This is a genomic window from Microbacterium sp. LWS13-1.2, from assembly GCF_040144835.1.
GTDB lineage: Bacteria > Actinomycetota > Actinomycetes > Actinomycetales > Microbacteriaceae > Microbacterium.
Window position 1 is genome coordinate 2787514 of the sequence record NZ_CP151632.1, and the last position, 24552, is coordinate 2812065.

The 24552-nt window shown below is 69.8% G+C and carries 22 protein-coding genes; 8 read left to right on the forward strand and 14 right to left on the reverse strand.

Going from position 1 to position 24552, the window contains the following annotated elements:
- Window positions 1-50: 50 nt before the first annotated feature.
- From purL to MRBLWS13_RS13105, 3 genes are all read right to left on the reverse strand, one after another.
- The gene (purL, locus tag MRBLWS13_RS13095) at window positions 51-2384 is read right to left on the reverse strand and encodes a phosphoribosylformylglycinamidine synthase subunit PurL (RefSeq protein WP_349425790.1); all 2334 of its coding nucleotides are present in this window, start codon (window positions 2382-2384) and stop codon (window positions 51-53) included.
- Between the two features lie 314 nt (window positions 2385-2698).
- Window positions 2699-3919 carry an NAD(P)/FAD-dependent oxidoreductase gene (locus tag MRBLWS13_RS13100; RefSeq protein ID WP_349425791.1) on the reverse strand — a complete coding sequence of 407 codons (1221 nt, stop codon included), beginning with the start codon at window positions 3917-3919 and terminating at the stop codon, window positions 2699-2701.
- A gap of 17 nt (window positions 3920-3936) precedes the next feature.
- The gene (locus tag MRBLWS13_RS13105; protein WP_349425792.1) at window positions 3937-4413 is read right to left on the reverse strand and encodes a hypothetical protein; all 477 of its coding nucleotides are present in this window, start codon (window positions 4411-4413) and stop codon (window positions 3937-3939) included.
- Between the two features lie 99 nt (window positions 4414-4512).
- Between MRBLWS13_RS13105 and MRBLWS13_RS13110 the strand changes: the two genes are divergently transcribed.
- The 4 genes from MRBLWS13_RS13110 (at window position 4513) to MRBLWS13_RS13125 (ending at window position 7450) form a co-directional block, all read left to right on the forward strand.
- A complete protein-coding gene (locus MRBLWS13_RS13110; protein WP_349425793.1) occupies window positions 4513-5019 on the forward strand; it encodes a MarR family transcriptional regulator in 507 nt (168 codons plus the stop codon).
- Between the two features lie 148 nt (window positions 5020-5167).
- Window positions 5168-5569: a metalloregulator ArsR/SmtB family transcription factor gene (locus MRBLWS13_RS13115; protein ID WP_349425794.1), complete on the forward strand. Its 402-nt coding sequence runs from the start codon at window positions 5168-5170 to the stop codon at window positions 5567-5569.
- A 1-nt stretch (window position 5570) separates the two neighbouring features.
- Window positions 5571-6551: an SRPBCC family protein gene (locus tag MRBLWS13_RS13120; RefSeq protein WP_349425795.1), complete on the forward strand. Its 981-nt coding sequence runs from the start codon at window positions 5571-5573 to the stop codon at window positions 6549-6551.
- Between the two features lie 20 nt (window positions 6552-6571).
- Window positions 6572-7450 (forward strand): alpha/beta hydrolase, encoded by an 879-nt coding sequence (locus MRBLWS13_RS13125; RefSeq protein ID WP_349425796.1) that lies wholly within the window; start codon window positions 6572-6574, stop codon window positions 7448-7450.
- 73 nt (window positions 7451-7523) lie between these two features.
- On the opposite strand, the gene MRBLWS13_RS13130 is transcribed toward MRBLWS13_RS13125, so the two are convergent.
- Window positions 7524-8720 carry an acyl-CoA desaturase gene (locus MRBLWS13_RS13130; protein ID WP_349425797.1) on the reverse strand — a complete coding sequence of 399 codons (1197 nt, stop codon included), beginning with the start codon at window positions 8718-8720 and terminating at the stop codon, window positions 7524-7526.
- 115 nt (window positions 8721-8835) lie between these two features.
- Here MRBLWS13_RS13130 and MRBLWS13_RS13135 point away from each other — a divergent pair, with 115 nt between their 5' ends.
- The gene (locus tag MRBLWS13_RS13135) at window positions 8836-9738 is read left to right on the forward strand and encodes a TerC family protein (RefSeq protein WP_349425798.1); all 903 of its coding nucleotides are present in this window, start codon (window positions 8836-8838) and stop codon (window positions 9736-9738) included.
- A 52-nt stretch (window positions 9739-9790) separates the two neighbouring features.
- Here the strand turns inward: MRBLWS13_RS13135 and MRBLWS13_RS13140 are convergent, their stop codons facing one another.
- From MRBLWS13_RS13140 to MRBLWS13_RS13170, 7 genes are all read right to left on the reverse strand, one after another.
- Window positions 9791-10480 (reverse strand): response regulator, encoded by a 690-nt coding sequence (locus MRBLWS13_RS13140; protein WP_349425799.1) that lies wholly within the window; start codon window positions 10478-10480, stop codon window positions 9791-9793.
- Between the two features lie 10 nt (window positions 10481-10490).
- On the reverse strand, window positions 10491-13016 hold the full coding sequence (locus MRBLWS13_RS13145; RefSeq protein ID WP_349425800.1) for a DUF4118 domain-containing protein: 2526 nt from the start codon (window positions 13014-13016) through the stop codon (window positions 10491-10493).
- An 89-nt stretch (window positions 13017-13105) separates the two neighbouring features.
- Complete coding sequence (gene kdpC / locus MRBLWS13_RS13150) at window positions 13106-13717, reverse strand: potassium-transporting ATPase subunit KdpC (protein ID WP_349425801.1); 612 nt, start codon at window positions 13715-13717, stop codon at window positions 13106-13108.
- 26 nt (window positions 13718-13743) lie between these two features.
- Window positions 13744-15918, reverse strand: coding sequence for a potassium-transporting ATPase subunit KdpB (kdpB, locus tag MRBLWS13_RS13155; RefSeq protein WP_349425802.1), 2175 nt, complete (start codon window positions 15916-15918; stop codon window positions 13744-13746).
- Between the two features lie 3 nt (window positions 15919-15921).
- Window positions 15922-17604 carry a potassium-transporting ATPase subunit KdpA gene (gene kdpA / locus MRBLWS13_RS13160; protein ID WP_349425803.1) on the reverse strand — a complete coding sequence of 561 codons (1683 nt, stop codon included), beginning with the start codon at window positions 17602-17604 and terminating at the stop codon, window positions 15922-15924.
- Window positions 17604-17693: a potassium-transporting ATPase subunit F gene (locus MRBLWS13_RS13165; RefSeq protein ID WP_349425804.1), complete on the reverse strand. Its 90-nt coding sequence runs from the start codon at window positions 17691-17693 to the stop codon at window positions 17604-17606. The genes kdpA and MRBLWS13_RS13165 overlap by 1 nt, the downstream gene beginning before the upstream one ends.
- The gene (locus MRBLWS13_RS13170) at window positions 17690-17815 is read right to left on the reverse strand and encodes a hypothetical protein (protein WP_349425805.1); all 126 of its coding nucleotides are present in this window, start codon (window positions 17813-17815) and stop codon (window positions 17690-17692) included. Before MRBLWS13_RS13170 ends, MRBLWS13_RS13165 begins: the two co-directional genes overlap by 4 nt.
- 164 nt (window positions 17816-17979) lie before the next feature.
- Between MRBLWS13_RS13170 and MRBLWS13_RS13175 the strand changes: the two genes are divergently transcribed.
- Complete coding sequence (locus tag MRBLWS13_RS13175; RefSeq protein WP_349425806.1) at window positions 17980-18495, forward strand: toxin-antitoxin system HicB family antitoxin; 516 nt, start codon at window positions 17980-17982, stop codon at window positions 18493-18495.
- Between the two features lie 16 nt (window positions 18496-18511).
- The gene (locus MRBLWS13_RS13180) at window positions 18512-19366 is read left to right on the forward strand and encodes a DUF4097 family beta strand repeat-containing protein (protein WP_349425807.1); all 855 of its coding nucleotides are present in this window, start codon (window positions 18512-18514) and stop codon (window positions 19364-19366) included.
- A gap of 15 nt (window positions 19367-19381) precedes the next feature.
- On the opposite strand, the gene sufU is transcribed toward MRBLWS13_RS13180, so the two are convergent.
- The 3 genes from sufU to MRBLWS13_RS13195 form a co-directional block, all read right to left on the reverse strand.
- Entirely contained in the window at window positions 19382-19858 is a 477-nt protein-coding gene (gene sufU, locus MRBLWS13_RS13185; RefSeq protein ID WP_349425808.1) for a Fe-S cluster assembly sulfur transfer protein SufU, read from the reverse strand.
- Window positions 19855-21156, reverse strand: coding sequence for a cysteine desulfurase (locus MRBLWS13_RS13190; protein ID WP_349425809.1), 1302 nt, complete (start codon window positions 21154-21156; stop codon window positions 19855-19857). Before MRBLWS13_RS13190 ends, sufU begins: the two co-directional genes overlap by 4 nt.
- A 61-nt stretch (window positions 21157-21217) precedes the next feature.
- Window positions 21218-23233 carry an APC family permease gene (locus MRBLWS13_RS13195; protein ID WP_349429057.1) on the reverse strand — a complete coding sequence of 672 codons (2016 nt, stop codon included), beginning with the start codon at window positions 23231-23233 and terminating at the stop codon, window positions 21218-21220.
- A 209-nt stretch (window positions 23234-23442) separates the two neighbouring features.
- On the opposite strand from MRBLWS13_RS13195, the gene MRBLWS13_RS13200 reads away from it, so the two are divergent.
- Entirely contained in the window at window positions 23443-24540 is a 1098-nt protein-coding gene (locus tag MRBLWS13_RS13200) for a VanZ family protein (RefSeq protein ID WP_349425810.1), read from the forward strand.
- Window positions 24541-24552 lie beyond the last annotated feature (12 nt).

A 24552-nucleotide genomic window follows, 5' to 3' on the forward strand; every position in this document is an offset into this window, starting at 1 on the left:
TCGCGCGCCCCGAACGGACGTCATGCGCCCCGAACGAAGGTTCGTACAGGTCAGGCCGTGTGCTCGGTGACGATCGGGCCGAAGGCGTCGGGGAGCGTCGAGGTCGACAGCCCGCGCAGCTCGGCCAGCGGCACGGTGAACAGGCCCTGCACCTCGAGCGCCGGCTCGTCGCCGTCCGCGGCAGAGTCGGTCACGCCGATGCGCAGCACCGGGTAGCCCCGGCCTTCGCACAGGCCGCGGAACTTCACGTCGTCCTCACGCGGCACCGTCACGATGACGCGGCCCGTCGACTCCGAGAACAGGGCGGTCGCGGCATCCACTCCGTCCCGCTCCTGGATCTCGTTCAGCCACACCCGTGCGCCGACGCCGAAGCGCATGACGGCCTCCGCGAGGGTCTGCGCGAGGCCGCCCGACGACAGGTCGTGCGCCGACGACACGAGCGACTGCTGACCGGCCGCGTGCAGCAGCTCGGCGAGCTTCTTCTCCTGGCCGATGTCCACCGCCGGCGGGCGACCGCCGAGGTGGTCGTGGATCGTGCCGGCCCACTGCGAGCCCGAGAGCTCGGTCGAGGTGACGCCGAGGAGGTAGATGTTCTCGCCCGCGTCCTGCCACCCCGACGGGATGCGGCGCGCGACATCGTCGATGATCCCGAGCACGCCCACCACGGGCGTCGGGAAGATCGGCTGGTCGCCGGTCTGGTTGTAGAACGAGACGTTGCCGCCGGTGACGGGGACGCCGAGCTCGAGGCATCCGTCCGACAGACCGTCCACGGTCTGCGAGAACTGCCACATGACCTCGGGGTTCTCGGGCGAGCCGAAGTTGAGGCAATCGGTCACCGCCGTCGGCACGGCGCCGCTGACGGCGACGTTGCGATACGCCTCGGCGAGGGCGAGCTTCGCGCCCTGGTACGGGTCGAGCTGGCAGTAGCGGCCGTTGCAGTCGGTGGCGATCGCGAAGCCGAGGCCCGAGTGCTCGTCGACGCGGATCATGCCGGCGTCGTCGGGGAACGACAGCGCCGTGTTGCCCATGACGTAATAGTCGTACTGGTTCGTCACCCACGACGTGTCGGCGAGGTTGGGGCTCGCCACGAGGCGCGTGAACTGCTCGCGGAGCGTCTCGGCGTCGGTGGGGCGGGGGAGAGCGGATGCCGAGTCGTCGCGCAGCGCATCGATCCACGTCGGGTACGCCACCGGGCGCTCGTACACGGGGCCGTCGACGGCGACCGTAGACGGGTCGACGTTCACGATCTCCTCGCCGTGCCAGAAGATCCGCAGGCGTCCGTCGCCGGTCACCTCGCCGAGCACCGAAGTTTCAACGTCCCACTTGCCGACGACCTCGAGGAAGGCGTCGAGCTTCTCGGGCGCGACGATCGCCATCATGCGCTCCTGGCTCTCGCTCATGAGGATCTCCTCCGGCGTGAGCGAGGGGTCGCGCAGCAGCACGTTCTCGAGGTCGACGCGCATGCCCGAGCCGCCGTTCGCGGCGAGCTCCGACGTGGCGCACGAGATGCCGGCCGCGCCGAGGTCCTGGATGGCCTCGACCAGCTCGTCGCGGTAGAGCTCGAGGCAGCACTCGATGAGCACCTTCTCGGCGAACGGGTCGCCGACCTGCACCGCGGGGCGCTTGGTCGGGCCGCCGTCGGCGAACGTGTCGGAGGCGAGGATGGATGCCCCGCCGATGCCGTCGCCGCCGGTGCGGGCGCCGAAGAGGACGACCTTGTTGCCGGCGCCGGTGGCGTTGGCGAGCTTGAGGTCCTCGTGGCGCAGCACGCCGACCGCCAGCGCGTTGACGAGCGGGTTGCCCTGGTAGACCGCATCGAACACGGTCTCGCCGCCGATGTTCGGCAGGCCCAGGCAGTTGCCGTAGAACGAGATGCCGCTCACGACCCCGTGCACCACGCGCGCGGTGTCGGGGTTGTCGATGGCGCCGAAGCGCAGCTGGTCCATCACGGCGACCGGACGCGCCCCCATCGAGATGATGTCGCGGACGATGCCGCCGACGCCGGTCGCGGCGCCCTGGAACGGCTCGATGTAGCTCGGGTGGTTGTGCGACTCGACCTTGAAGGTCACCGCCCAGCCCTCGCCGATGTCGACGACCCCGGCGTTCTGGCCCATGCCCACCATGAGGCGGGTCTTCATCTCGTCGGAGACCTTCTCGCCGAACTTGCGGAGGTAGATCTTCGAGGACTTGTAGGAGCAGTGCTCCGACCACATGACGGAGTACATCGCCAGCTCGCCCGACGTCGGGCGGCGGCCGAGGATCTCGCGGATGCGGTCGTACTCATCGGGCTTGAGACCGAGCGCCGCGTACGGCTGCTCCTTCTCCGGCGTGGCGGTGGCGTTCTCGACGGTATCGGCGACAGCGGTCGAAGAGGGGGTGGTCACGCGGCTCAGCTCCAGAATTTCGGGGGATGCCGGACCCGTCCAGTCTATTCGGAGCGACGGCACTCCTCGCTGCTCACTGTCACGTTGTGTGCCCTGGACCCACCGATTGAGACAGGCGAACGGAGGGGTGTCGGTCTCGCCGGGAGCTGACAGCACGTGTCACGAAGTTCGGGCACGTAGTGCGTCACCACACCGAATCAGTCGTGACACCTTCCTGGCGTTGGTGTGATGACGACGATCGGCTGGGCACTGATCGGCGGGATCGTTCACCGGATGCACGGAGCGGGCCGGGGTGACCGGATGAGGTGTACGGCTCAGACATCGGGTGCACTCGGGTCGGAGATCGACGCGCGCGGCGGCTGATCTGGCACGCGGTAGCCGTACTGGTACCCGTACTGCTCGGCGGTGGCCTTGCCGCCCATCCGCAAGAACATCCCCAGGGTGAGGTCGCGGAAGAGGTTTCCGGCGGTGGAGGACACTTTTCGTGCTCCGATCTGCCGGCCGAATCGGACGATCTTCTCCGCCCGCACCTTGCGGTCCGCGGTGAAACACTCGAAGACGGCGCGCGGGTCAGTCTTCTGCTGCATCCAGTGAGCGAGCACCGCCGCGTCCTCGATGGCAAGACTCGCTCCCTGCCCGGTCGACGGGCTGACAGCGTGCGCCGCGTCGCCGACCAGGCAGATCCGATCGGTGTGCCAAGAGTCGAGCGCTGGCATGTCGTACAGCGGCCACGCGCCCAAAGAATGCCGGGCAGCGTCCAAGATTGCGCGGATCGGGGCGGGGTCCTGCTCGTGAAGGCGGCGGATACTCGCCATCCAGTCGTCCTGGTCGAGGTCTTCGAGCTGGCCCCTGGCCGGCTCATCGCGACGGGGCACATTGGTGAACCAGTAGGCGACCCTATCCTTGACGGTGTAGCCGAAGAACGCGCGGTGCCCGAAGTACATCTGCTGACGGGCGGTGTCCGGCAGGTCGACCTCGGTCCAGCTGCCGCAGTCTACGATCCCGTTGTATGCCGGCCGGGGCGCGTCTGGCCAGGTCAGCCTTCGCACCGTCGACCAGATGCCATCGGCCCCGATCACCGCGTCCGCGGTGAGCGTCTGACCGTCCGCGAATACCGCTTCCACGCCCCGAGGGTGAGTGCGCAATTCGACCAGGTGAGCATCGAACAGAAATGTCGCACCGACGGCTTGCGCCCGTTCGGCGAGTTCGGCGTGCAGCCGCGCCCGCCGAACAACCACGCCGCGCGCGCCGAAGCGTTCCAGGTCGTTGCTGCCGTCGAGGTCGGCGATTCGGCGCCCTCCGGCGTTGTGGAAGTCCATCCCGGAGGCGACGAACCCGCCGGCCGCCGAGGGCACGTCCCCGAGCCCGATCGCGTGCAGGGCGTTTACGCCGTTTGGCGCCAGGTACAAGAACGCGCCGCCGGTGTCGTGGTGTTTTCCGCGCGCTTCCGCGACGATCGCGTCGTGCCCGTAGCGTCGAAGCGCGTACGCGAGAGTGGAACCGGCGATACCGCCGCCGATGATGAGTGTCTTCATGATTTCCTCGGTCAAGGTCATTCGGGCTGCCGCCAGGTGGCGTTCGGGTCCCGGGTCGGATCGTCCACGGTGGTACTGCCGCCAGCGCGGTGCGCCGTCTTCGCGTCCTCGATGAACTCGCGGGTGACCATCGCAGCGAGGATCGCGACCCCGCCGCGCTTGACACGCACCTCACTGTCTGCGCTGGAGCCGGCCAAGACGATCCTGCGGCCGCGACGCTGGCCCGCTGCGTCCGTGACTCTTCCCCTGCCCATCCATATGATCCGCGTCTGGTCGATCTGAGTGTCGTCCGCCACGAGGAGTTCCAGGGTGGCCCGGTGCAGATCGACCCTCGCGGTGACGACCCCGTCCGGGATTTCGGGTGACCGCAGGTCCATCACGACGGTGGAGTGAGGTGCGCGGATCGCGAAGTCGCGGGCAATGGTCCAACGACCAAGCCGCTTGACGACCTCGTGGTCGGCGAAGATGTCGGTCTCCCCGGCCTCGTCACTCATGACAGTCCCCTTCTGCCGTCCCAGGGTGCCGGGAGCGACGTGCGAAAGTATATCGTTCGGACGTACGAACTATATCACGATAACATAGAGCTTGTGAGCGTGAGCAAGCATGAGGATTCCACTGACCGCAAGGAAGTGCTGGCTGCGTTGGCAGACTCGGGGCGCGAACTGAGCACTGCAGTGATCTTGTTCCACACCAATCTGGCCAACAGGGCGGGCCTCGGACCCTCGGAGGAAAAGGTCCTCGAGCTCGTTCACCGCCACCGCCACGCCACGGTGAGCGAGCTGGCCGATCACGCCGGGATGCGCAAGAACTCCCTCAGTGACGCCCTTGACCGACTCGAGATGAAAGGCTTCGTCGAACGGCACCCGCACCCTAGCGACGGCCGCAAAGTGTCCGTAATCGGCACTCCTTCCGGCGTCGAGCGCATCGGCGCGCTTCTTGACGGTCTCATGACACGGCTCGGCGAGCTCAACGCTGATTACACCACCGAACAACTAGCCACGATCGCGGACTATCAACGTCGCGCCGCAGAAATCCAGACCGGTGAATCGCAGTTCCTCGCCGACGAGGCGGAGCCGCCAATGTCGCGGCCGTCGAGCTGACTGCTCAGGTGTCGAGGATCTCCTGACTGCTGAAGGTCACAACACATGTCCGATATGGACCTCGGGTCCGAGTAACCCGATCGCGAGGGCGTGCTGCGGGATGCGGAGGGGTTGACGGCGACGCTCGTCCGTCGTATCCTACAACCAAATGGTTGTAGGAATTGAGCTCAGCGATGATGACATCGACCGCGTGTTCCACGCACTCGCCGCGTCCACGCGGCGCGACATCCTGCGCCGCACGATCGAGGGCGAACTCTCGGTCTCGGCGCTGGCGCGCGACTACGACATGTCGTTCGCGGCGGTGCAGAAGCACGTGGCCGTGCTCGAGGCCGCAGGCCTCATCATCAAGCGCGCCGAGGGCCGCGAGCGTCTCGTCCGAGCGGATCCCACGATGATCGCCCGGGCACGGGCGCTCCTCGCCCGCTACGAAGAGCTCTGGCGATCGCGCATCGACCGGCTCGACGCCCTGTTCGCCGGACCGGGCACAGCCCCGGAAGCACCCACCGATGACCCCGACAGCACTGATAAGACCGACACGCAAGGAGTATGAGATGCCCGTCACCGATGTCACAACCGACCCCGAAGCGCTCACCATGACGCTGACGGCGCAGTTCGCCGCGCCCGTCGAGCGGGTCTGGGACGCCTTCACCGACCCGCGCCAGCTCGAGCGCTTCTGGGGACCTCCCGGGTGGCCCGCCACCTTCACCTCGTTCGACTTCGCGCCGGGCGGGCGCGCGATCTACCACATGACCAGTCCGCGCGGCGAGAAGGCCTACGGCTCGTGGGAGTTCCTCTCCGTCGCCGAGCCGCGCTCGTTCGAGGTGCTCGACGCCTTCGCCGACGAGAACGGCACGCCGAACACCGATCTCCCGGTCTCGCGCATGGTGTTCAGCTTCGACAGCACCGAGCAGGGGTCCGAGCTGCGCAACGTCACCTACTTCACCTCCGCCGAGGCGCTGGAGCAGGTCGTCGGCATGGGCATGATCGAGGGCGCCACGATGGCGGTCAACCAGCTCGACCGCGTGCTCGAAGGACTGCGGGCGTACGCCGCCGGCAAGGGCACGCAGACCGAGATCCTCGACGACACCCACGTGCGGATCACGCGGCTCATCGAAGGCCCGATCGATCTCGTGTGGCGCGCCTACCAGGAGCCCGAGCTGCTCGAGAAGTGGATGCTCGGACCCGACGGCTGGCGGATGTCGGTGTGCGAGGTCGACCCGAAGGTCGGCGGTCGCTACCGCTACCAGTGGGAGCCCGTCGAGGGCGGCGAGGGCGAGGCCTTCGGATTCGACGGCGAGACCCTGCTGTCGGACGCGCCGCGCCGCGCGGTCACCACCGAGCACATGACCGGCACGGACTACCCGTCGACGCTCAACGACCTCAACCTGTACGAGGAGGACGGCGCGACCCTCATCACGCTGCTGATCGAGTACCCCGACAAGGAGACGCGCGACATCGTGCTCGCCACCGGCATGACCGACGGCATGGAGGCCAGCTACGCCCGCCTGGAGGGCGTGCTCGCCGGGGTGTGAGCGGAGCCTGGGAGACGAAGATGACAGAGAACACCGTCGCGCGCACCGTGTCCACCCACGTCGTGGGCGCCGGAGATGACGCGATCACCTACGACATCCACGGCGACCTGACCGAGGCGACCGTCGATCGGCCGGCGCTGTTCCTCTTCGCCGCACCGATGGACGCGAGCGGACTCGCAATCCTCGCCGCGCGCATCACGGACAGACCCGTGGTGACGTACGACCCGCGCGGCGCCGGGCGCAACCCCGTCGGCACCGCCGACATCACGGTCGAGCAGCACGCGTCCGACCTGCATCGCGTCATCGCGGCGCTGGGCGTCGGCCGCGTCGACGCCTTCGGCACCAGTGGTGGTGCGGTGAACCTGCTCGCGCTCGCCGCGGCCCACCCGGACGACGTGCGCATCGCCGTCGCGCACGAGCCGCCACTCGCCGAGCATCTCCCCGACCGCGACCTGGTGCTCGCCGTGGTCGCCGACATGAAGCGCACCTACGCCGAGCAGGGCGATGGCGCCGCGATGGCGAAGTTCATCCCCTTCGTGATGCTCGACGGTCCGGTGCCTGACGGCTATCTCGACGGACCGGCGCCCGACCCCGCGATGTTCGGGATGTCGGCCGAGGATGACGGCGCCCGCACGAATCCGCTGCTGCGGAACATGCCTGCGACCCTCGCGTACCGCATCGACGTCGGCGTGCTGCGAGACCTGGGCGACCGACTCGTCATCGCGGCGGGCGTCGAGTCGGGTGACACACTCCCCGCGCGGGGCGCCCGCGCGGTCGCAGCGGCGCTCGACGTGGAGGTGACCGAATTCCCCAGCCACCACGCAGGCTTCACCGATCAGCCGGGGTACCCCGGTGATCCGGCGGGCTTCGCCGCCCGCCTTCGCGACGTCCTCGACTGATCGCCACTCCGGCCCGCAAAGAAGCGGGGGACGGATGCCGCAGCATCCGTCCCCCGCTTTGCTGCATGTCTGCTCAGACGGTGCGGAAGCGGTTCACCATCGGGCAGTCGAACGGGTCGCGGGCCGAGAGGCCGACGCGGTTCAGGTATGCGATGACGATGCTGTACGACTGGATCAGGCTGGTCTCGGTGTAGGGCACGCCTCGCGTGCGGCACTGCTCCATGACGATCTCGCGGGTCTTCGCGAGGTACGGCCGTGCCATGCTCGGGAAGAGGTGGTGCTCGACCTGGTAGTTGAGGCCGCCCATGAGGGCGGTCGCCCACCAGCCGCCGCGGATGTTGCGCGACGTGCGCACCTGCTTCGAGAAGAAGTCGAGCTTCGCGTCGGCCGCGATGATCGGCATCCCCTTGTGGTTCGGTGCGAACGAGGCGCCCATGTAGACGCCGAAGACGGCCAGCTGCACGCCGAGGAAGGCGAAGGCCATGCCGATCGGCAGGAAGAGGAAGAGCGGGGTGAGGTACAGCGAGAAGCGCAGTGCGATCAGCGAGAGCTCGATCCAGCGGCCCTTGACCTCGCCGCGCGAGAAGAGGTGCTTGAGGCCCAGCGCGTGAAGGTTCAGTCCCTCGAGCGTCAACAGCGGGAAGAAGAGCCATCCCTGCTTGCGCGTGATCAGCCCGCCGAGGCGGCTCACCTTCGCGGCATCCTCTTCGAGGAACCGGATGGTGTCGACCTCGATGTCGGGGTCCTTGCCGACGCGGTTGGGGTTGGCGTGGTGGCGATTGTGCTTGTTGTTCCACCAGGAGAGGCTGATGCCCACGATCCCCGCGGCCAGGAAGCGGCCGAGACGGTCGTTCGACGGTCCTGACACCAGGATCTGCCGGTGCGCGGCCTCGTGGGCGAGGAATGCCACCTGGGTGAAGATGATGCCGAGCGCGGCGGCGATCAGCAGCTGGTACCAGGTGTCGCCGAGCAGGATGAAGCCGGTGATCGCCCCGCCGAGCGCGAGCACCAGTGCCCCGCCGACGATCGCGTAGAACCAGCGCGCCCTCTGCAGCAGACCGGTCTCGCGCACGACCTGGGAGACCTCGGTGTAGGCCCGCGCGACAGGCGGGAAGGTCTCGGTCCCGGCATAGGTCTGGCGGACCGGGCCCAGACGGGCAGCCTCGGGTGCGACAGCGGTGATGGTGGCGATGATGGCACCTGCTCTGGTCGGATGCCGACCCTGGTCGACGCGGAGAGACAGGCGGATGCCGATCGCTAGGGCCCACACTACGCAGGTGCATATGGCCGCGGGGGAATAGGGTGACGATCCCCAGCATGTTCGGGGGCCATCCCCAGGAGCACCGTCTCAGCCGCCGGTGGAGACGGCCGCATACGATAGCCGCGTGGACTTCTCCTTCGCTTTCACGCCCGATCTGATCGCGGTGTTCGTCACATTGTTCGTCCTCGAGGTGGTGCTCGGCGTCGACAACGTCATCTTCATCTCGATCCTCGCGTCGAAGCTGCCGAAGGAGCAGCAGGCGAAGGCCCGCAACCTCGGTCTGACGCTGGCGATGGTGATCCGCGTGATCCTGGTGCTCTTCGCCGGATGGATCATCACGCTCAAGGATGAGATCTTCGTGCTGTGGGGGCTCGGGTTCTCGTGGAAGGACCTCATCCTCATCGCGGGTGGCCTCTTCCTGGTCTACAAGGCCGTGACCGAGATCCACCACAAGCTCGAGGGCGCCGAAGAGGAGCACGGCGGCTCCGGGCGCAAGGCTGTCACCTTCGGGGCGGTGCTCGCGCAGATCCTCGCGCTCGACATCGTCTTCTCGCTCGACTCGGTGATCACCGCCGTCGGCATGACCGAGAACCTCGTCGTGATCATCACCGTCGTCGTGCTCTCGTTCGGCATCATGCTGTTCGCCGCCCGCTTCATCTTCTCGTTCGTCAACAAGCACCCCACGGTGAAGATGCTGGCGCTGTCGTTCCTCCTCCTCATCGGCGTGTTCCTGGTGGCCGAGGGCTTCGGCGTGCACATCGACAAGGCCTTCATCTACGCGCCGATGGCTTTCGCGATCCTCGTCGAGGCGCTGAACCTCACCTACGCGGCCCGCAGGGCCAAGCGCGAGCAGAAGCGCCAGTCCGCCGTGCAGCTGCGACCGCAGTACCCCGACGCCGACGAGTCGGTCGCCGTGGCGGCCGCGCTGTCGAAGGACCCGCACGCCGGCTCGGTGGGCCTGTCTTCCAAGCCCGTGGCGGGGGATGCCGCTCCCGGCGCCGACGAGGAGCGCCAGGGACTCGGCTGACCCGCCGCGCGGCCCCGCGTCCTGCGGCCCCGCGCCCCTGCCCGGCGCGCGGTCAGGCGGCGTCGGGAGTGTCGGTGAGCAGCCGGTAGCCCATCCCGGACTCCGTCAGCAGGTGCGCGGGACGGGCGGGGTCGGCCTCGAGCTTCTTGCGCAGCTGCGAGATGTACAGCCGCAGATAGCCGGTGTCGGCGACCTGCTCGGTGCCCCAGATGTCCTTGAGCAGCGCCTGCCGCGTCACGAGCGAACCGGGGTTGCGGGCGAGGAACTCGAGGATGCGCCATTCCGTCGGCGTCAGGTGCACGCGCTCGCCGCTGCGGGTGACGGTCTTCGTCGAGAGGTCGACGACGACGTCGCCGAAGGTCACGACGGGGACTCCGGATGCCGCGCCCAGACGCCGCGACAGCGCGCGCAGACGCGCGAGCAGCTCATCGATCTGGAACGGCTTGGTGACGTAGTCGTCCGCGCCGGCATCCAGCGCCTCCACCTTGTCGGCCGAGCCCGTGCGCCCGGACACCACGATGATGGGCGCAGTGGTCCAGCCTCGCAGCGCCTCGATGACCTGGACGCCGTCGAGCCGCGGCATCCCGAGATCCACCATCACGATCTCAGGGTGCTCCTTCGCCGCCAGCGCGACCGCCGCGGCGCCATCGGGCGCCGCCACGACCTCGTAGCCGTGGGCGGCGAGGGTGATGCGGAGGGCCCGGACGAGCTGCAGATCATCGTCGGCGATGAGGACCTTCACGACAGGAACTTCATGAGAGCGGCCTCTCTTCGGCGGGGATCGGGTCGGCCACGGGGAGCGCGATGACCATCGTCAGGCCTCCTCCGGGCGTGTCCTCGGGGGTGAGCGTACCGCCCATGCCCTCGGTGAAGCCCTTGGACAGGGCGAGTCCGAGACCGAGACCTGCGGTGTTGTCGGTGTCGCCGAGTCGCTGGAACGGAGTGAACATGTCGTCGCGGCGCTCGGGGGACACGCCGTGCCCGTGGTCCACGACGCGGATCTCGGCCGTGTGTCCGAGACGACTGGTCGCCACGCGGACGCGGGTGCCCCCGGGCGCGTGACGCGCGGCATTCGACAGCACGTTCACGAGCACGCGCTGCAGCAGCACGGGATCCGCCGCCAGCGGCGGAAGGTCGGGATCGAGGGCGAGCTCGAACCTGTCGGGTCCCGCACCCAGTTCGTCGAGCGCGGCGAGCACGACGCCGGCGCTGTCCACGGTCTGGAGCGAGACCGCGAGCACTCCCGCCTGCACGCGGCTGACGTCGAGCAGGTCGGTGACCAGCGCGGACAAGGTGGCGAGGGACTCGTCGGCGGTGGCGATCAGCTCGGCGCGGTCGTCGGGCGAGAGGTTCGGCTCCGCGGCCCGCAGGCCGCCGACGGCGGCCACCGCGGCGGCGAGCGGGCGGCGGAGGTCATGGCTCACCGCCGACAGGAGGGCGCTGCGCACCTGGTCGGTCTCGGCCAGGGCGCCCGCCGCGCGCGCGGTCGCGGTGAGATCGCTGTGCTCGAGGGCTGCCGAGAGCTGCGCGGCCACGGCATCGATGAGGCGGCGTGCGGAGGCGTCGAGCGTGTGGCCGTGCAGCTCGAGCATGGCGGGCGGGCCGCCGTTGCGTCGGGCCACCGTGACCGCGTCGTAGCGTCCGTCGCGCACGGGTTCGCCGTCGGTGGCGACGACGGTGCCGTCGGCGTCGACGAGTCGCACCCCGGCGAGCCCGAGCGACTCGCGGGTGCGGCTGATGAGTGCGGGCACCGCCGACTCGCCCCGCAGCACACTGCCGGCGACGTTCGCGAGCAGCTCCGCCTCGGCCTCCGCACGCCGTGCGGCGCGCGCGGCACGTGCGGCACGGTCGACGATGAAGCTCACGAGCACGGCGATCAGGACGTAGAGGATCAGGGCCCAGACATTCCGCGTATCCGCGATGGTGACGGTGTAGTACGGCTCGACGAAGAAGTAGTTGAGCGTGAACGCCGACATCACGGCGGCGAACACGGCCGGCCAGATGCCGCCGACAAGCGATACGAGCACGACGAGCAGCTGGTAGGCGAGCACGTCGCTGGTGATCGTGTCCTCGTTGCGGATCGAGACCAGCAGCCACGTCAGCAGCGGCCCGCCGACGAGTGCGAGCAGGAAGCCGAGCAGGCGGCGCTTAACGCTCAGCGCACCGCCGGTGATGCGCGGCAGCCGGAACCGGTCGCCTGCGGCGGCGTGGGTCACCATGTGCACGTCGATGTCGCCGGACTCGCGGATCACGGTCGCCCCGATGCCGGGACCGGTCAGTGCCGCCATCAGCCGGCCGCGGCGGCTCACGCCGATGACGAGCTGCGTCGCATTCACGGAGCGCGCGAAGTCGACGAGCGCACGGGGGACGTCGTCGCCGATGACCTGGTGGTACGTGCCCCCGAGGGATTCGACCAGCGCCCGCTGCACGGCGAGGGCGCCCGGATCGCCCGAGCGCAGGCCGTCCTGGCTCGAGACGTGCACCGCGAGCAGCTCGCCGCCCGCCGACCGCGCTGCGATGCGGGCGCCGCGTCGCAGCAGCGTCTCGCCCTCCGAACCGCCGGTGAGGGCGACGACCACCCGTTCGCGCGCCTGCCATGCGCCTTCGATGCCGTGCTCGGCGCGGTACGACCGCAGTGCGCTGTCGACCTCGTCGGCGAGCCACAGCAGCGCGAGTTCGCGCAGCGCGGTCAGGTTGCCCAGCCGGAAGTAGTTCGACAGCGCGGCGTCGATCCGTTCCGCCGGATAGACGAGCCCCGCCGACAGGCGGTCGCGCAGCGACTGCGGCGAGAGGTCGACGACCTCGACCTGGTCGGCGGCCCGGACGACGGCATCCGGAACCGTCTCCTGCTGGGCGACGCCCGTGATCTGCTCGACCACGCCGCCGAGCGACTCGATGTGCTGCACGTTGACGGTCGTGATGACGTCGATGCCCGCGTCGAGGAGGGCGTCGACGTCCTGCCACCGCTTGTGGTGCGGCAGCCCGGGGGCGTTGGTGTGGGCGAGCTCGTCGACCAGTGCGATCTCGGGATGCCGCTCCAGCACGCCCTCGAGATCCATGTCGGTCAGCTCCACCCCGCGGTGCGAGACGATGGCGCGAGGGACGACGGGGAGGCCGTCGACCAGCGCGGCCGTGGCGGCGCGACCGTGCGTCTCGACGACGGCGACGACGACATCCCGGCCGCCGTCCGCGAGACGGCGGCCCTCTTCGAGCATCTCGTACGTCTTGCCGACGCCGGGCGCCGCCCCGAGCAGCACCCGCAGCTTGCCGCGCTTCATGTGGTCACCTTATGTCCGCCGTCCTGCCCGATGTCCGCTCGCCTGCCACGATCTGTGCCCGCGGCCCGCCTTCTGCGACAGGGGAGCGGTCACTGCGCCAGCGCATCGAGGGCGAGGTTGAGCTCGACGACGTTCACGCGGGGCTCGCCGAGGAAGCCGAGGTCGCGCTGCTGGATGTGCGCCTCGACCACGCTGCGCACCTCGTTCTCGTCGATTCCGCGCGCGGCGGCGACGCGCGGCACCTGCAGCAGGGCGTACGCCGGGCTGGTGTGCGGGTCCAGGCCCGAGGCCGATGCGGTGACGGCATCGGCCGGGACCTCGGACACGTCGACGCCGTCGAGCTCGGCGATCGCGGCCTTGCGCTCCTCGATCGCGGCGACGAGGTCCGCGTTCTCCGGACCCAGGTTGGAGCCGCTCGAGGCTCCGCCGTCGTAGCCGTCGCCGGCCGCCGAGGGGCGGGACTGGAAGTACTCCGGCAGCGCGTTGCCGTCGGCATCCGTGAACGACTGCCCGATGAGCGCGGAGCCGACCGGCTCGTCGCCGGCGGTCACGATCGAGCCGTTGGCCTGCCAGGGCAGCGCCAGCTGCCCGATGCCGGTGACCAGCAGTGTGTAGCCGACCCCCAGCGCGAGGGTGAACACGAGCATGGCGCGCAGCGCCACGCCCGTCGTGCGAACGGTGGTGCGGGTGGTGGTGGACATGTGCGTCTCCTGTCGGGCTCGAAGGGTCAGAAGCCCGGGATGAGGCTCACGACGAGGTCGATGAGCTTGATGCCGATGAAGGGGGCGATCACGCCTCCCAGGCCGTAGACGAGCAGGTTGCGGCTGAGGATCTGCGAGGCGTTCGCCGGGCGGTATTTCACGCCGCGCAGCGCCAGCGGGATGAGGATCACGATGACGATCGCGTTGAAGATGATGGCGCTCGTGACGGCGGATGCCGGAGAGCTGAGCTGCATGATGTTCAGCGCGGCGAGCCCGGGGAAGATCCCCATGAACATCGCGGGGATGATCGCGAAGTACTTGGCGATGTCGTTGGCCAGCGAGAACGTCGTCAGCGCGCCGCGCGTGATGAGCAGCTGCTTGCCGATGCGCACGATGTCGATGAGCTTCGTCGGGTCGGAGTCGAGGTCGACCATGTTGCCGGCCTCCTTCGCGGCCGACGTGCCCGTGTTCATCGCCACCCCGACGTCGGCCTGCGCGAGCGCGGGAGCGTCGTTGGTGCCGTCGCCGGTCATCGCGACGAGGTTGCCACCCTCCTGCTCGCGCCTGATGAGCGCGAGCTTGTCTTCGGGCGTGGCCTCGGCGAGGTAATCGTCCACACCGGCTTCCTTGGCGATCGCGCGTGCCGTCAGCGGGTTGTCACCGGTGATCATGACCGTGCGGATGCCCATCTCGCGCAGTTCGGCGAATCGTGCGCGCAGGCCGTCCTTGACGATGTCTTTGAGGTGCACGACGCCGAGCACGCGCCCGGTGCCGTCGGCCGCGAGCATCGCGACCACCAGAGGGGTCCCTCCGGACTCGGCGATGGCGTCGGTCTCGCTGATCAGCTGTGCGCGGCTCGCGGGCACCACGGGGGATCCGGATGCCTCCAGCCACGCGAGCACCGCCGAGCCGGCGCCTTTGCGCACCTGCGTGCCGTCTGCCAGGTCGACGCCGCTCATGCGGCTCTGTGCCGTGAAGGGCACGCTGGTGGCGCCGTCAGGCGCGGTGACATGGATGCTGCGGACCGCGGCGAGCTCCACCACCGAGACGCCCTCGGGGGTCGGGTCGGCCAGCGACGAGAGTGCGGCGGCGCGGGCGAGTTCCTCGTCTGACGCGCCGGGCATCGTGACGAAGTCCGATGCCCGGCGGTTGCCGTATGTGATGGTCCCCGTCTTGTCGAGCAGGAGGGTCGTGACGTCTCCGGCGGCCTCGACGGCGCGGCCCGACATCGCGAGGACGTTGCGCTGTACGAGACGGTCCATGCCGGCGATGCCGATCGCCGACAGCAGCGCGCCGATCGTGGTGGGGATGAGGCACACGAGCAGCGCGACGAGCACCGGGATGCTGACGGGCGCCGCCGCGTACGACGCGATCGGGTTGAGCGTGAGCACCACGATCACGAACACGATCGACAAGCTCGCGAGCAGGATGTTCAGGGCGATCTCGTTGGGCGTCTTCTGGCGGCTCGCGCCCTCGACGAGCGCGATCATGCGATCGACGAAGGTCTCGCCGGGCTTCGAGGTGATGCGCACGACGATGCGGTCCGACAGGACGCGCGTGCCGCCGGTGACGGCGCTGCGGTCGCCGCCGGACTCCCGCACGACCGGTGCGGACTCGCCCGTGATGGCCGATTCGTCGACCGTGGCGATGCCGTTCACGATGTCGCCGTCACCTGGGATCAGCTCTCCGGCGGTGACGATGACGATGTCGCCGAGCGTCAGGTCGGAGGACGCGGCCTCGACCGTCTCGGCATGGTCGGCTGCGGCATCCGTCTTCTCGTCGTAGGCGGTCACTCGGCGCGCCATGGTGGAGGTGCGGGTCTTACGCAGCGTCGCCGCCTGCGCCTTCCCGCGCCCCTCGGCCACGGACTCGGCGAGGTTCGCGAACAGCACGGTGAGCCACAGCCACACCGCGATGCCCCAGGTGAACCCGAAGGGGACGGCGGTGCCGCCCGAGGACTCGGGCCCCCCGAGGAACGGCTCGGCGATCGCGATCACCGTCGTCAGCGCCGCACCCACCCACACCAGGAACATGACGGGGTTGCGCCACAGCGCGGCCGGGTTCAGCTTGCGCAGCGCGCCCGGCAGGGCGGCCCACAGCTGCGCCCAGCTGAAGGCTCGAGCGCGGGAGGGCTTGGGGACGATGGTGCCCGGGATCGGGCCGGTGCCGGTGGAGGTTCGGGGAGTGATGGTGGTGGACATGAGTCAGACGAGCCCTTCCGCCAGGGGACCCAGCGTGAGAACGGGGAAATACGTGAGTGCGGTGATGACGACCGCGACGACGGCCAGCAGGCCGACGAACTGCGGACGATGGGTGGGGAGTGTGCCCATGGTGGAGGGCACGGACTTCTGGGCGGCGAGCGAGCCGGCCAGCGCCAGCACCAGCACGATCGGGATGAACCGCCCGAGCAGCATCGCGACGCCGAGCGCGGTGTTCAGCCACGGCGTGTTCGCCGTGAGCCCCGCGAAGGCCGACCCGTTGTTGTTGGCCGCCGAGGTGAACGCGTAGAGCACCTCTCCGAGCCCGTGCACGCCCGGGTTCCAGATCGACGTCGACTCGACGTCGTCGCGGATCCCGGGGATCGCGAAGCTCAGCGCGGTGCCGGTCAGCACGAGCGTCGGCGTGACCAGGATGTACAGGCTCGCGAGCTTGATCTGGGTCGGGCCGATCTTCTTGCCCAGGTACTCGGGCGTGCGTCCGACGAGCAGGCCCCCGACGAACACGGCGATGACGGCGAGCACGAGCATGCCGTAGAGGCCTGATCCGACGCCGCCGGGGGCGATCTCGCCGAGCATCATGTTGATCATCGGGATCATGCCGCCGAGAGCCGTGTACGAGTCGTGCATCGAGTTGACGGCACCCGTCGAGGTCAGTGTGGTGGCGCCGGCGAACAGCGTCGAGCCGAAGATGCCGAAGCGGACCTCCTTGCCCTCCATCGCCGAGCCCGCGAGCTGCGGTGCGGTGCCGAGGCCCAGCGACTCGAGCCAGGTCACCGCAGCGATCGACACGACCGCGATCGAGCCCATGGCGGCGAGGATGGCGTAGCCCTGTCGATTGTCGCCCACCATGCGGCCGAAGGCGCGCGGAAGGGCGACAGGGATCGCCAGGAGCAGCAGGATCTCGAGCACGCTCGACCAGGGAGTCGGGTTCTCGAACGGGTGCGCGGAGTTGGCGTTGAAGAAGCCGCCGCCGTTCGTGCCGAGCTCCTTGATCGCCTCCTGCGACGCGACTGGTCCGCCGGGGATCAGCTGCGTGCCGCCGGTGATCGTTCCCACCTCGGTGAAGCCGTTGAAGTTCTGGACCACTCCCGCGATCATCAGCGCGATAGCCGAGAGCAGGGCGAGTGGCAGCAGCAGCCGGGTGATGCCGCGCGTGAGGTCGACCCAGAAGTTGCCGATGGTCGCCGATCCGCGGCGTGAGAACCCGCGCACGAGCGCGATCGCGACCGAGATGCCGACGGCGGCCGAGACGAAGTTCTGCACCGCCAGTCCTGCGAGCTGCACCGTGTACCCCAGCGTCAGCTCGGGGGAGTACGACTGCCAGTTGGTGTTGGTGACGAACGACACCGCGGTGTTGAAGGCGAGACCCTCGGGCACGGCGGGCAGGCCGAGGGAGTAGGGCAGCACGCCCTGGAAGCGCTGCAGCGCGTACACGAAGAGCACGCCGACCGCCGAGAAGGCCAGGACGCCGCGGACGTAGGCCTGCCACGTCTGCTCGGACCCCGGGTCCACGCCCATCAGTCGATACGCGCCGCGCTCGACGCGCCAGTTCTTGTCGGCGGTGTAGATGTGGGCGATCCCGTCGCCGAGCGGGCGGTACAGGAGCGCGAGGATGAGGAAGACCGTGGCGATCTGGAGGACGCCGGTCCATACGGTGGCGGAGTCCATCAGAACCTCTCGGGCTTCACGAGCGCGACGACGAGGTAGATGATCGCGGCGATGCCCAGGACGGCGCCCACGAGCGAGAAGACGATCACAGTCTCTCCGCTCCCTTCGCGATCAGGCCGACGAGCGCGAACAGCGCGAGCGTCGCGACGAGGTAGATGACATCGAGCACAGGGACTCCCCGGGTGGGTGCGATCCGGCGGCGACGCCGCACGGCGGTCCGCGGTGCAGCGGACCCGGATTCGATGCAACTCCCTCGCCCGCGTCGCGGGCGCCGTCCTCACGGAATCCGAACGTCCTGCGTGCGGGCCCTCACGATCCCCTGACACGGCGAGCATCGACGTTGACGTGACGTCAGAGTGGTGTCACGATGACGTCATGCAGATCACTCCGCACGTCGAGGAGCTCCAGCGTCAGCTCGCCGCCGTCGCGTCCGCCGGCGGCGCCGAGACCGCCGAGATCGCGGAGCGACTCGCGGCGGCACTGGAGCCGGCGGCCCGCCTGGCCATCCTCGAAGCGCTGTCCGAGGCGGCGGGCGAGGTCACCCGCCAGCTCGCGCCCGGATCTGTCGATGTGCGCCTGCGCGGCCGCGAGGTCGACTTCATCGTCTCGCGCCCCGAAGCGGAGACGGCCGTCGAGACGGCCGTGGCCGGCAGCGGACCCATTGCGCTGTCGACGGGCGCCACCGCGGGGCCGGCCGACGACGCCGATGACGCCACGGCGCGCACGACGCTGCGCCTGCCGGACTCGCTCAAGACGCGCGCCGAGGCCGCCGCCGCGGCCGAGGGCGTGTCGCTCAACGCCTGGCTCGTGCGCGCCGTGATGACGTCACTCGATCCCGCGCCCGGCGCTCTGGTCCACGCGAGCTCGTCGTACACCGGCTGGGTGCGCTGATGAAGGGGGTGCGCTGATGAAGACGTTCCCGGCGCCGGGTCCGGCGGCCCTGCGCATCGAGCTGCAGATGGGGCGCATCGACGTCATCGCGGAGTCGCGTCGTGACCTCGCCGTCGAGATCGGCCCCGCCAACCCCCACCGGGGCGGAGACCGCAGCGCCGCCGACGCCGTGCGGGTGATCCACTCCGGCTCCGACCTGCGCATCGTCGGGCCGACGCGCTTCACGCTCTTCGGCTCGGGCGATTCCGTCGACGTCTCCGTGCGCGTGCCCACCGGCTCCGACGTGTCGCTGGCGCTCAAGTACGGCTCGATCCGCGTCGCGGGGGCCGTCGGCACCGCGCGCATCGCCCTCGACTACGGCGACGCCACTCTCGAACGCACCGGTCGCGCCGACCTCGGTCTCGGCCACGGCGAGCTGCGCGTCGAGCACGTGCGCGGCGACGCGGACGTCAGCATCAGCTCGGGCCGCGCGCGCATCGGCATCGTCGACGGCGCGCTGAGACTGAAGGGATCGGATGCCGGCATCGACGTCGGATCCGTGTCAGGGGTCGCCGACATCGCGACGTCGAGCGGGGTCGTCCATCTCGGCGATCCCGGGCCGGCGCTGACCGTCCGCTCGGCCTACGGACCGGTGCGTATCGGCGACCTCAACGGTGGGACGGCGCGGGTCGAGGCGTCGTACGGCGCGGTGACGCTCGGCATCCGCTCGGGCACCGCCGTCTGGCTCGACGCGTCGAGCCGGCACGCGTCGGTGCGCAACGAGCTGGCCGCCGCCACCGGCCCGGTCGAGGGCGAGGCCTCGCTGGAGCTGTACGCGCGCACCGGCTACGGCGACATCACCGTGCACCGCACGCACCCGGTCGCCGGCTGAGGCCGGGACAGCCGGTCAGGCGCGCGAGACGGCGTCCTCGAACGCCACCCACGCGAGCATCGCGCACTTCACCCTCGCCGTGAACTTCGAGACGCCCGAGAGCGCGGCGGCGTCGCCGAAGACCTCTTCGTCGAGCGGGATCTCGCCGCGCGATCGCAGCGCCTCGCGGAAGCCTTCGACGAGCGCGGATGCCTCGGCCCGCGGCATCCGCTCCTCCTCCTCCTCGATCAGAGCGGCGAGCATCGATGCCGACGCCTGCGAGATGGAGCAGCCGGCGCCGTCCCACGTCACCTCGTCGACGGTGGTGCCGTCGCCGGACAGACGCACGCGGAGCGTGATCTCGTCACCGCAGATCGGGTTGCGCTGATACGAGGTCGCGACGCGGCTGCCGGGAGCAGTGCCCTCGGCGGCTTCGTCGGCGAGTCCCTTGCCGTGCGGGCGCTTGGAGTGGTCGAGGATCAGCTCCTGGTACAGCGACTCCAGCCCGCTCATGCGCCGGCCTCGAAGAACGAGCGCACGCCCGACAGGGCGTCGAGGAACACGTCCACGTCGTCGACGGTGTTGTACAGCGCCGTCGATGCGCGGACGGAGGCGGTGAGACCGAGCCGGCGGTGCAGCGGCTGCGCGCAGTGGTGCCCGACGCGCACCGCGACGCCGCGCGCGTCGAGGAACTGCCCGACGTCGTGCGCATGCACGCCGTCGACGTCGAACGACCACAGCCCGACCCGGTCCGCGCCGGGCGCGTCGCCGAGCAGGCGGATGCCGGGGATCGACCGCAGCCCCTCGCCCATGCGGGCTTCCAGCTGCTTCTCGTGCGCGTGCACCGCGCGCATCCCGACGCCGTCGAGGTAGCGGACCGCGGCCGCCAGGCCGATCGCCTGCGACACCGGCTGCGTGCCGGCCTCGAACCGCTGCGGCGGCGGCAGGTACGCAGCCTCGTCGAGCGTCACCGTCGTGATCATCGAGCCGCCGGTGAGGAACGGCGGCAGCGCTTCGAGCACCTCGGCGCGCCCGTAGAGGCCGCCGATGCCGTACGGGCCGAGCATCTTGTGGCCCGAGAAGACGGCGACGTCGACATCGAGTGCGGGAAGGTCGAGCGGCAGGTGGGGAGCCGACTGGCAGGCGTCGAGCACGGTCACCGCATCGACGGCGCGGGCGAGGGCGACGAGCTCGTCCACCGGATTCACAATGCCCAGCACGTTCGAGACGTGCGTGAAGGAGACGACGCGCGTGCGCTCGCCGATGACGTCGGCGGCGGCATCCATGTCCAGCGTCCCGTCGTCGTGGACCGGGATGTGACGCAGCACCGCGCCGGTGCGGGCGGCCAGTTCCTGCCACGGGATGAGGTTGGCGTGGTGCTCGCTCTCGGTCACCACGATCTCGTCGCCCGGGCGCAGCGCGAACCGGGCGCTCTGCGGGGCGCCGCGACCCACCGAGGCGTTGCCGATCGCGTAGGCGACGAGGTTGAGCCCGGCGGTGGCGCCGCTCGTCCAGACGAGCTGCTCGGGCCGCGCGCCGACGAACCCGGCGACGGTGGTGCGGGCGTCCTCGAACAGCTCCGTCGCCTCGGCGGCGAGCGTGTGCGCGCCGCGATGGACGGCGGAGTTCGCGCGCGTGAGGAAATCGACCTCCGCGTCGATGACCGCCTGAGGCTTCTGGCTCGTCGCGCCGGAGTCGAGGTAGACCAGGCGTTCGCCGTTGACGCGCTCGCCGAGCAGCGGGAAGTCCTCGCGGAGCGCCGAGGCGTCCGGGAGCACGGCCGGCGAGGGTGCAGGTGAGGGAGTGGTCACCCTTCAAGGCTACGCGGGATGCCGCCTCTCGGCGCCGGGTTCGCGCGGCGGCCTCCCGCGGTCAGGGTGTGGCGGCGGGCACCGACGGCTCGTCGGCGTCCGCCCTCTCGGGCGGCCCGGCCGGGCGGATGGCGCGCCGGGCCGCGCGGTGCACCTCGGGCACCGCGAGCCGTCCCGCGCGGTCGTCGCCGGGAAGCGCGCGGGAGCGCCGGCCGTAGATGAGCTCGGACGAGTCCAGCAGCCAGGGCACGAGCGTGATCGAGACGCCGTGCACGAGCATGAGCTGCTGTGCGATGCGCCGCGCCCGCCGGTTGTGCAGGAGCGACTCCCACCAGTGGCCGACGATGTACTGCGGCAGGTAGACGGTGATCACCGCCGATCCGTGCTGCTCGCGGTACTTCTTGACGAACTCGGCGATCGGGCTCGCGTAGGTGCGATACGGCGACTCGACGATCTTCAGCGGGATCGGCATGCGGTGCGCCCGCCATTCCGCCTCGAGGGCCTCCGCGTCCTCCTTCGTCACCGAGATGTGCACGGCGAACGTCTTGTCGTGCTTCGCGGCGAGCGCGTAGTCGACCGCCTTCACGACCGGCTTCTGCAGCTTGTTGACCAGGATCAGGGCGACATCGCCGGTGGAGCCGAAGTGAGTGCGGTCGTCCATGGCGATCTCGTGGTCGACGTCGCGGTAGTAGCGGTGCACGCCGATCATGAGGAACGACAGGATCGGGATCGCGAGGAAGATCAGCCACGCCCCGTGCGTGAACTTCGTGATGGTCACGATGATGAGGACGGATGCCGTCATCGTGGCGCCGAGCGAGTTGATGAAGAGGCCCTTGCGCAGCCCGAACAGCTCGGTGCGGACCGCCTTGCCGCTGCGCTCGTCGGCGGGAAGGCTGCGGATCGCTTTCAGGCCGCGCCGCCAGTGCCGGATCATGCCGATCTGACCGAGCGTGAACGAGACGAAGACGCCGATGATGTACAGCTGGATCAGGTTGGTGAGGTTCGCCTGGTAGACGATGAGCACGCCGATGGCGACGAGACCCAGGATGATCATGCCGTTGGAGTACACCAGGCGGTCGCCCCGGGTGTTCAGGGCCTTCGGTGCATAGCCATCGCGCGAGAGGACGGATCCCAGCAGGGGGAAGCCGTTGAACGCCGTGTTCGCGGCGAGCAGGAGGACGATCGCGGTCGCCGCCTGGATGACGAAGAACGGGACCGAGTTCATGCCGAACACCGCCGACGAGACCTGTGCCATGAGGCTCGGCTGCGGGTTCGAGCAGTCGAAGCCGATGAGGTCGCACGGGTTCTCTGCATAGTGCACGCCCGACACCAGGGCGATCGCGGTGAGGCCCGCGAAGAGCAGGATGGCGATCCCGCCCATGAGCGCGAGGGTGGTCTGCGCATTGCGCACCTTCGGCGTGCGGAACGCCGGCACGCCGTTCGAGACGGCCTCGACACCCGTCAGGGCGGAGCAGCCGCTCGAGAACGCCCGCAGCACGAGCAGGATGACCGCCGCCTGCGTGAGGTCCTGGGTCTCGACCGCGTAGTGGGCGCTCGAGGCCACGGGCGGGTTGCCCATCACGACCTGGAACAACCCCACGATGATCATGACGCCGACCGACCCGATGAAGATGTACGTCGGGATCGCGAACGCGCGGGAGGCCTCGCGGACGCCCCGTAGGTTCATCACGACGATGAGGATGACGAAGCCCACTGCCAGCTCGACGCGGAACGGGTTGAGGCCCGGAAGCGCCGAGATGATGTTGTCGACGCCCGAGGCGACCGACACCGCCACGGTGAGGGCGTAGTCGACCGCGAGGGCGGAGGCCACGATCACGCCGGGGATCTCGCCGAGGTTCTTGCGGGCGACCTCGTAGTCGCCGCCGCCCGACGGATAGGCCTTGATGAGCTGCCGGTAGCTGATCACGACGACGAGCAGCAGCACCACGACCGCGGCCGCGATCCAGGGGGCGAACGCGAGGAACGCGAGGCCTCCGGTCAGCAGGATGAGCAGGAGCTCCTGCGGGGCGTACGCGACGGACGACAGCGCGTCGGAGGCGAAGATCGGCAGCGCCATCTTCTTGGGGAGCAGGTGCTCGTCGGTGTCGGTGGACGCCAGAGGGTCGCCCAGGATGAGGCGCTTCGCCTTCGGCGCCTCGTCCACCGACGGCTCGCGGCTTTCGTTCGTCACGGCGGGCCAGGTTACTCGTGAGGAGTTCGTGAGGACGCATCAGGACGGGCATCCTCACGAAATCCATGCAGCGGCCTCTCTGGGACACTCGAGGGGTGGAGGACCGGATCATCCTCGCCGTGCTCGCGATCACCCTCGGGGTGGTCGTCGGGGTGCTGGTGTTCGTGCCCTTCGTCGCGCTCAGCTTCCGCCGGCGCGGCGGCTTCGGCGTAGGACGGTTCCTGCTGTGGGGCGCGGCACTGGTCGCCGTGATGGCGATCTGGACCTACACGCTGCTGCCGCTGCCCGACCCCGACGCGATCCGCTGCGCGGGCGTCAACGTCGATGTGACGGGGCTCGCGGCGGAGGTGCGGGGAGCTCTCGCCCGCAGGGGCGCCGCGGCGGCCACCGATCCCGCCGTCGCGCAGCTGCTGCTGAACGTGCTGCTGTTCGTGCCGCTGGGCTTCTTCATCCGCGTGCTCAGCGATCGCGGCGTCGGCACAGCCGTCGTCGTGGGCTTCGCGCTGTCGGCCTTCGTCGAGGTCACGCAGCTCACGGGCGTCTGGGGCCTCTATCCGTGCGCCTACCGGGTGTTCGACGTCGGCGATCTGCTCACCAACACCCTCGGCGCCGTCCTCGGCTCACTGCTCGCGCTGGCCGTGCCGCGCCGCCTGCGGGGATCGCCGCGACTGCCGGACGCCGGCGAGCCGCAGCCGGTCACGTGCGGCCGGCGTCTGCTCGGCATGGTGTGCGACGGGCTCGCCGCCTGGCTGCTCAGCCTGTCGGTCGTCGTGGTGGTGCAGCTGACGCTGTATCTGCTCGGCGCGGAGGCGGCCGTGCAGGATGGGGCGGCCGCGAGTCTGGTCGGCGGCGCGACGCCGATCGCGGTGTGGCTCGTCGTCACGCTCGCGACCGGAGGCACCGTGGGCGACCATGCCGTCCAGCTGCGCTTCGCGGGCGGGCCGCTGCCCGTCGGGCTCGCCCGCTTCCTCCGCTTCCTCGGCGGGATCGGCGGCTGGCTCGTGCTCATCGCCCTGCCGGGCGCGTGGACGTTCGTGGCCACCGTGTTCGCGGGCCTCTCGGTGGTGCTGGTGTTCACCACCGACGGTCGCGGGCTGCCCGGCATCGTCTCGGGTCAGCGTGTCGTCGACGCCCGCGAGCCCGAGGAGCCGGATGCCGGGCCGCCGGGCGCGGCATCCGCATCCGGTGTCTGAGGAACAGCCGGC

Bases quoted from the DNA above. Each gene is read 5' to 3' on its own strand.
- MRBLWS13_RS13115 (WP_349425794.1), top strand. From the start codon at position 5,168: ATGGTTGTAGGAATTGAGCTCAGCGATGATGACATCGACCGCGTGTTC.
- MRBLWS13_RS13180 (WP_349425807.1), top strand. From the start codon at position 18,512: ATGAAGACGTTCCCGGCGCCGGGTCCGGCGGCCCTGCGCATCGAGCTG.
- sufU (WP_349425808.1), bottom strand. From the start codon at position 19,858: ATGAGCGGGCTGGAGTCGCTGTACCAGGAGCTGATCCTCGACCACTCC.
- kdpA (WP_349425803.1), bottom strand. From the start codon at position 17,604: ATGGACTCCGCCACCGTATGGACCGGCGTCCTCCAGATCGCCACGGTC.
- MRBLWS13_RS13175 (WP_349425806.1), top strand. From the start codon at position 17,980: ATGCAGATCACTCCGCACGTCGAGGAGCTCCAGCGTCAGCTCGCCGCC.
- MRBLWS13_RS13100 (WP_349425791.1), bottom strand. From the start codon at position 3,919: ATGAAGACACTCATCATCGGCGGCGGTATCGCCGGTTCCACTCTCGCG.
- MRBLWS13_RS13145 (WP_349425800.1), bottom strand. From the start codon at position 13,016: ATGAAGCGCGGCAAGCTGCGGGTGCTGCTCGGGGCGGCGCCCGGCGTC.
- MRBLWS13_RS13125 (WP_349425796.1), top strand. From the start codon at position 6,572: ATGACAGAGAACACCGTCGCGCGCACCGTGTCCACCCACGTCGTGGGC.
- kdpC (WP_349425801.1), bottom strand. From the start codon at position 13,717: ATGTCCACCACCACCCGCACCACCGTTCGCACGACGGGCGTGGCGCTG.
- kdpB (WP_349425802.1), bottom strand. From the start codon at position 15,918: ATGTCCACCACCATCACTCCCCGAACCTCCACCGGCACCGGCCCGATC.
- MRBLWS13_RS13195 (WP_349429057.1), bottom strand. From the start codon at position 23,233: ATGGCGCTGCCGATCTTCGCCTCCGACGCGCTGTCGTCCGTCGCGTAC.
- MRBLWS13_RS13105 (WP_349425792.1), bottom strand. From the start codon at position 4,413: ATGAGTGACGAGGCCGGGGAGACCGACATCTTCGCCGACCACGAGGTC.
- MRBLWS13_RS13120 (WP_349425795.1), top strand. From the start codon at position 5,571: ATGCCCGTCACCGATGTCACAACCGACCCCGAAGCGCTCACCATGACG.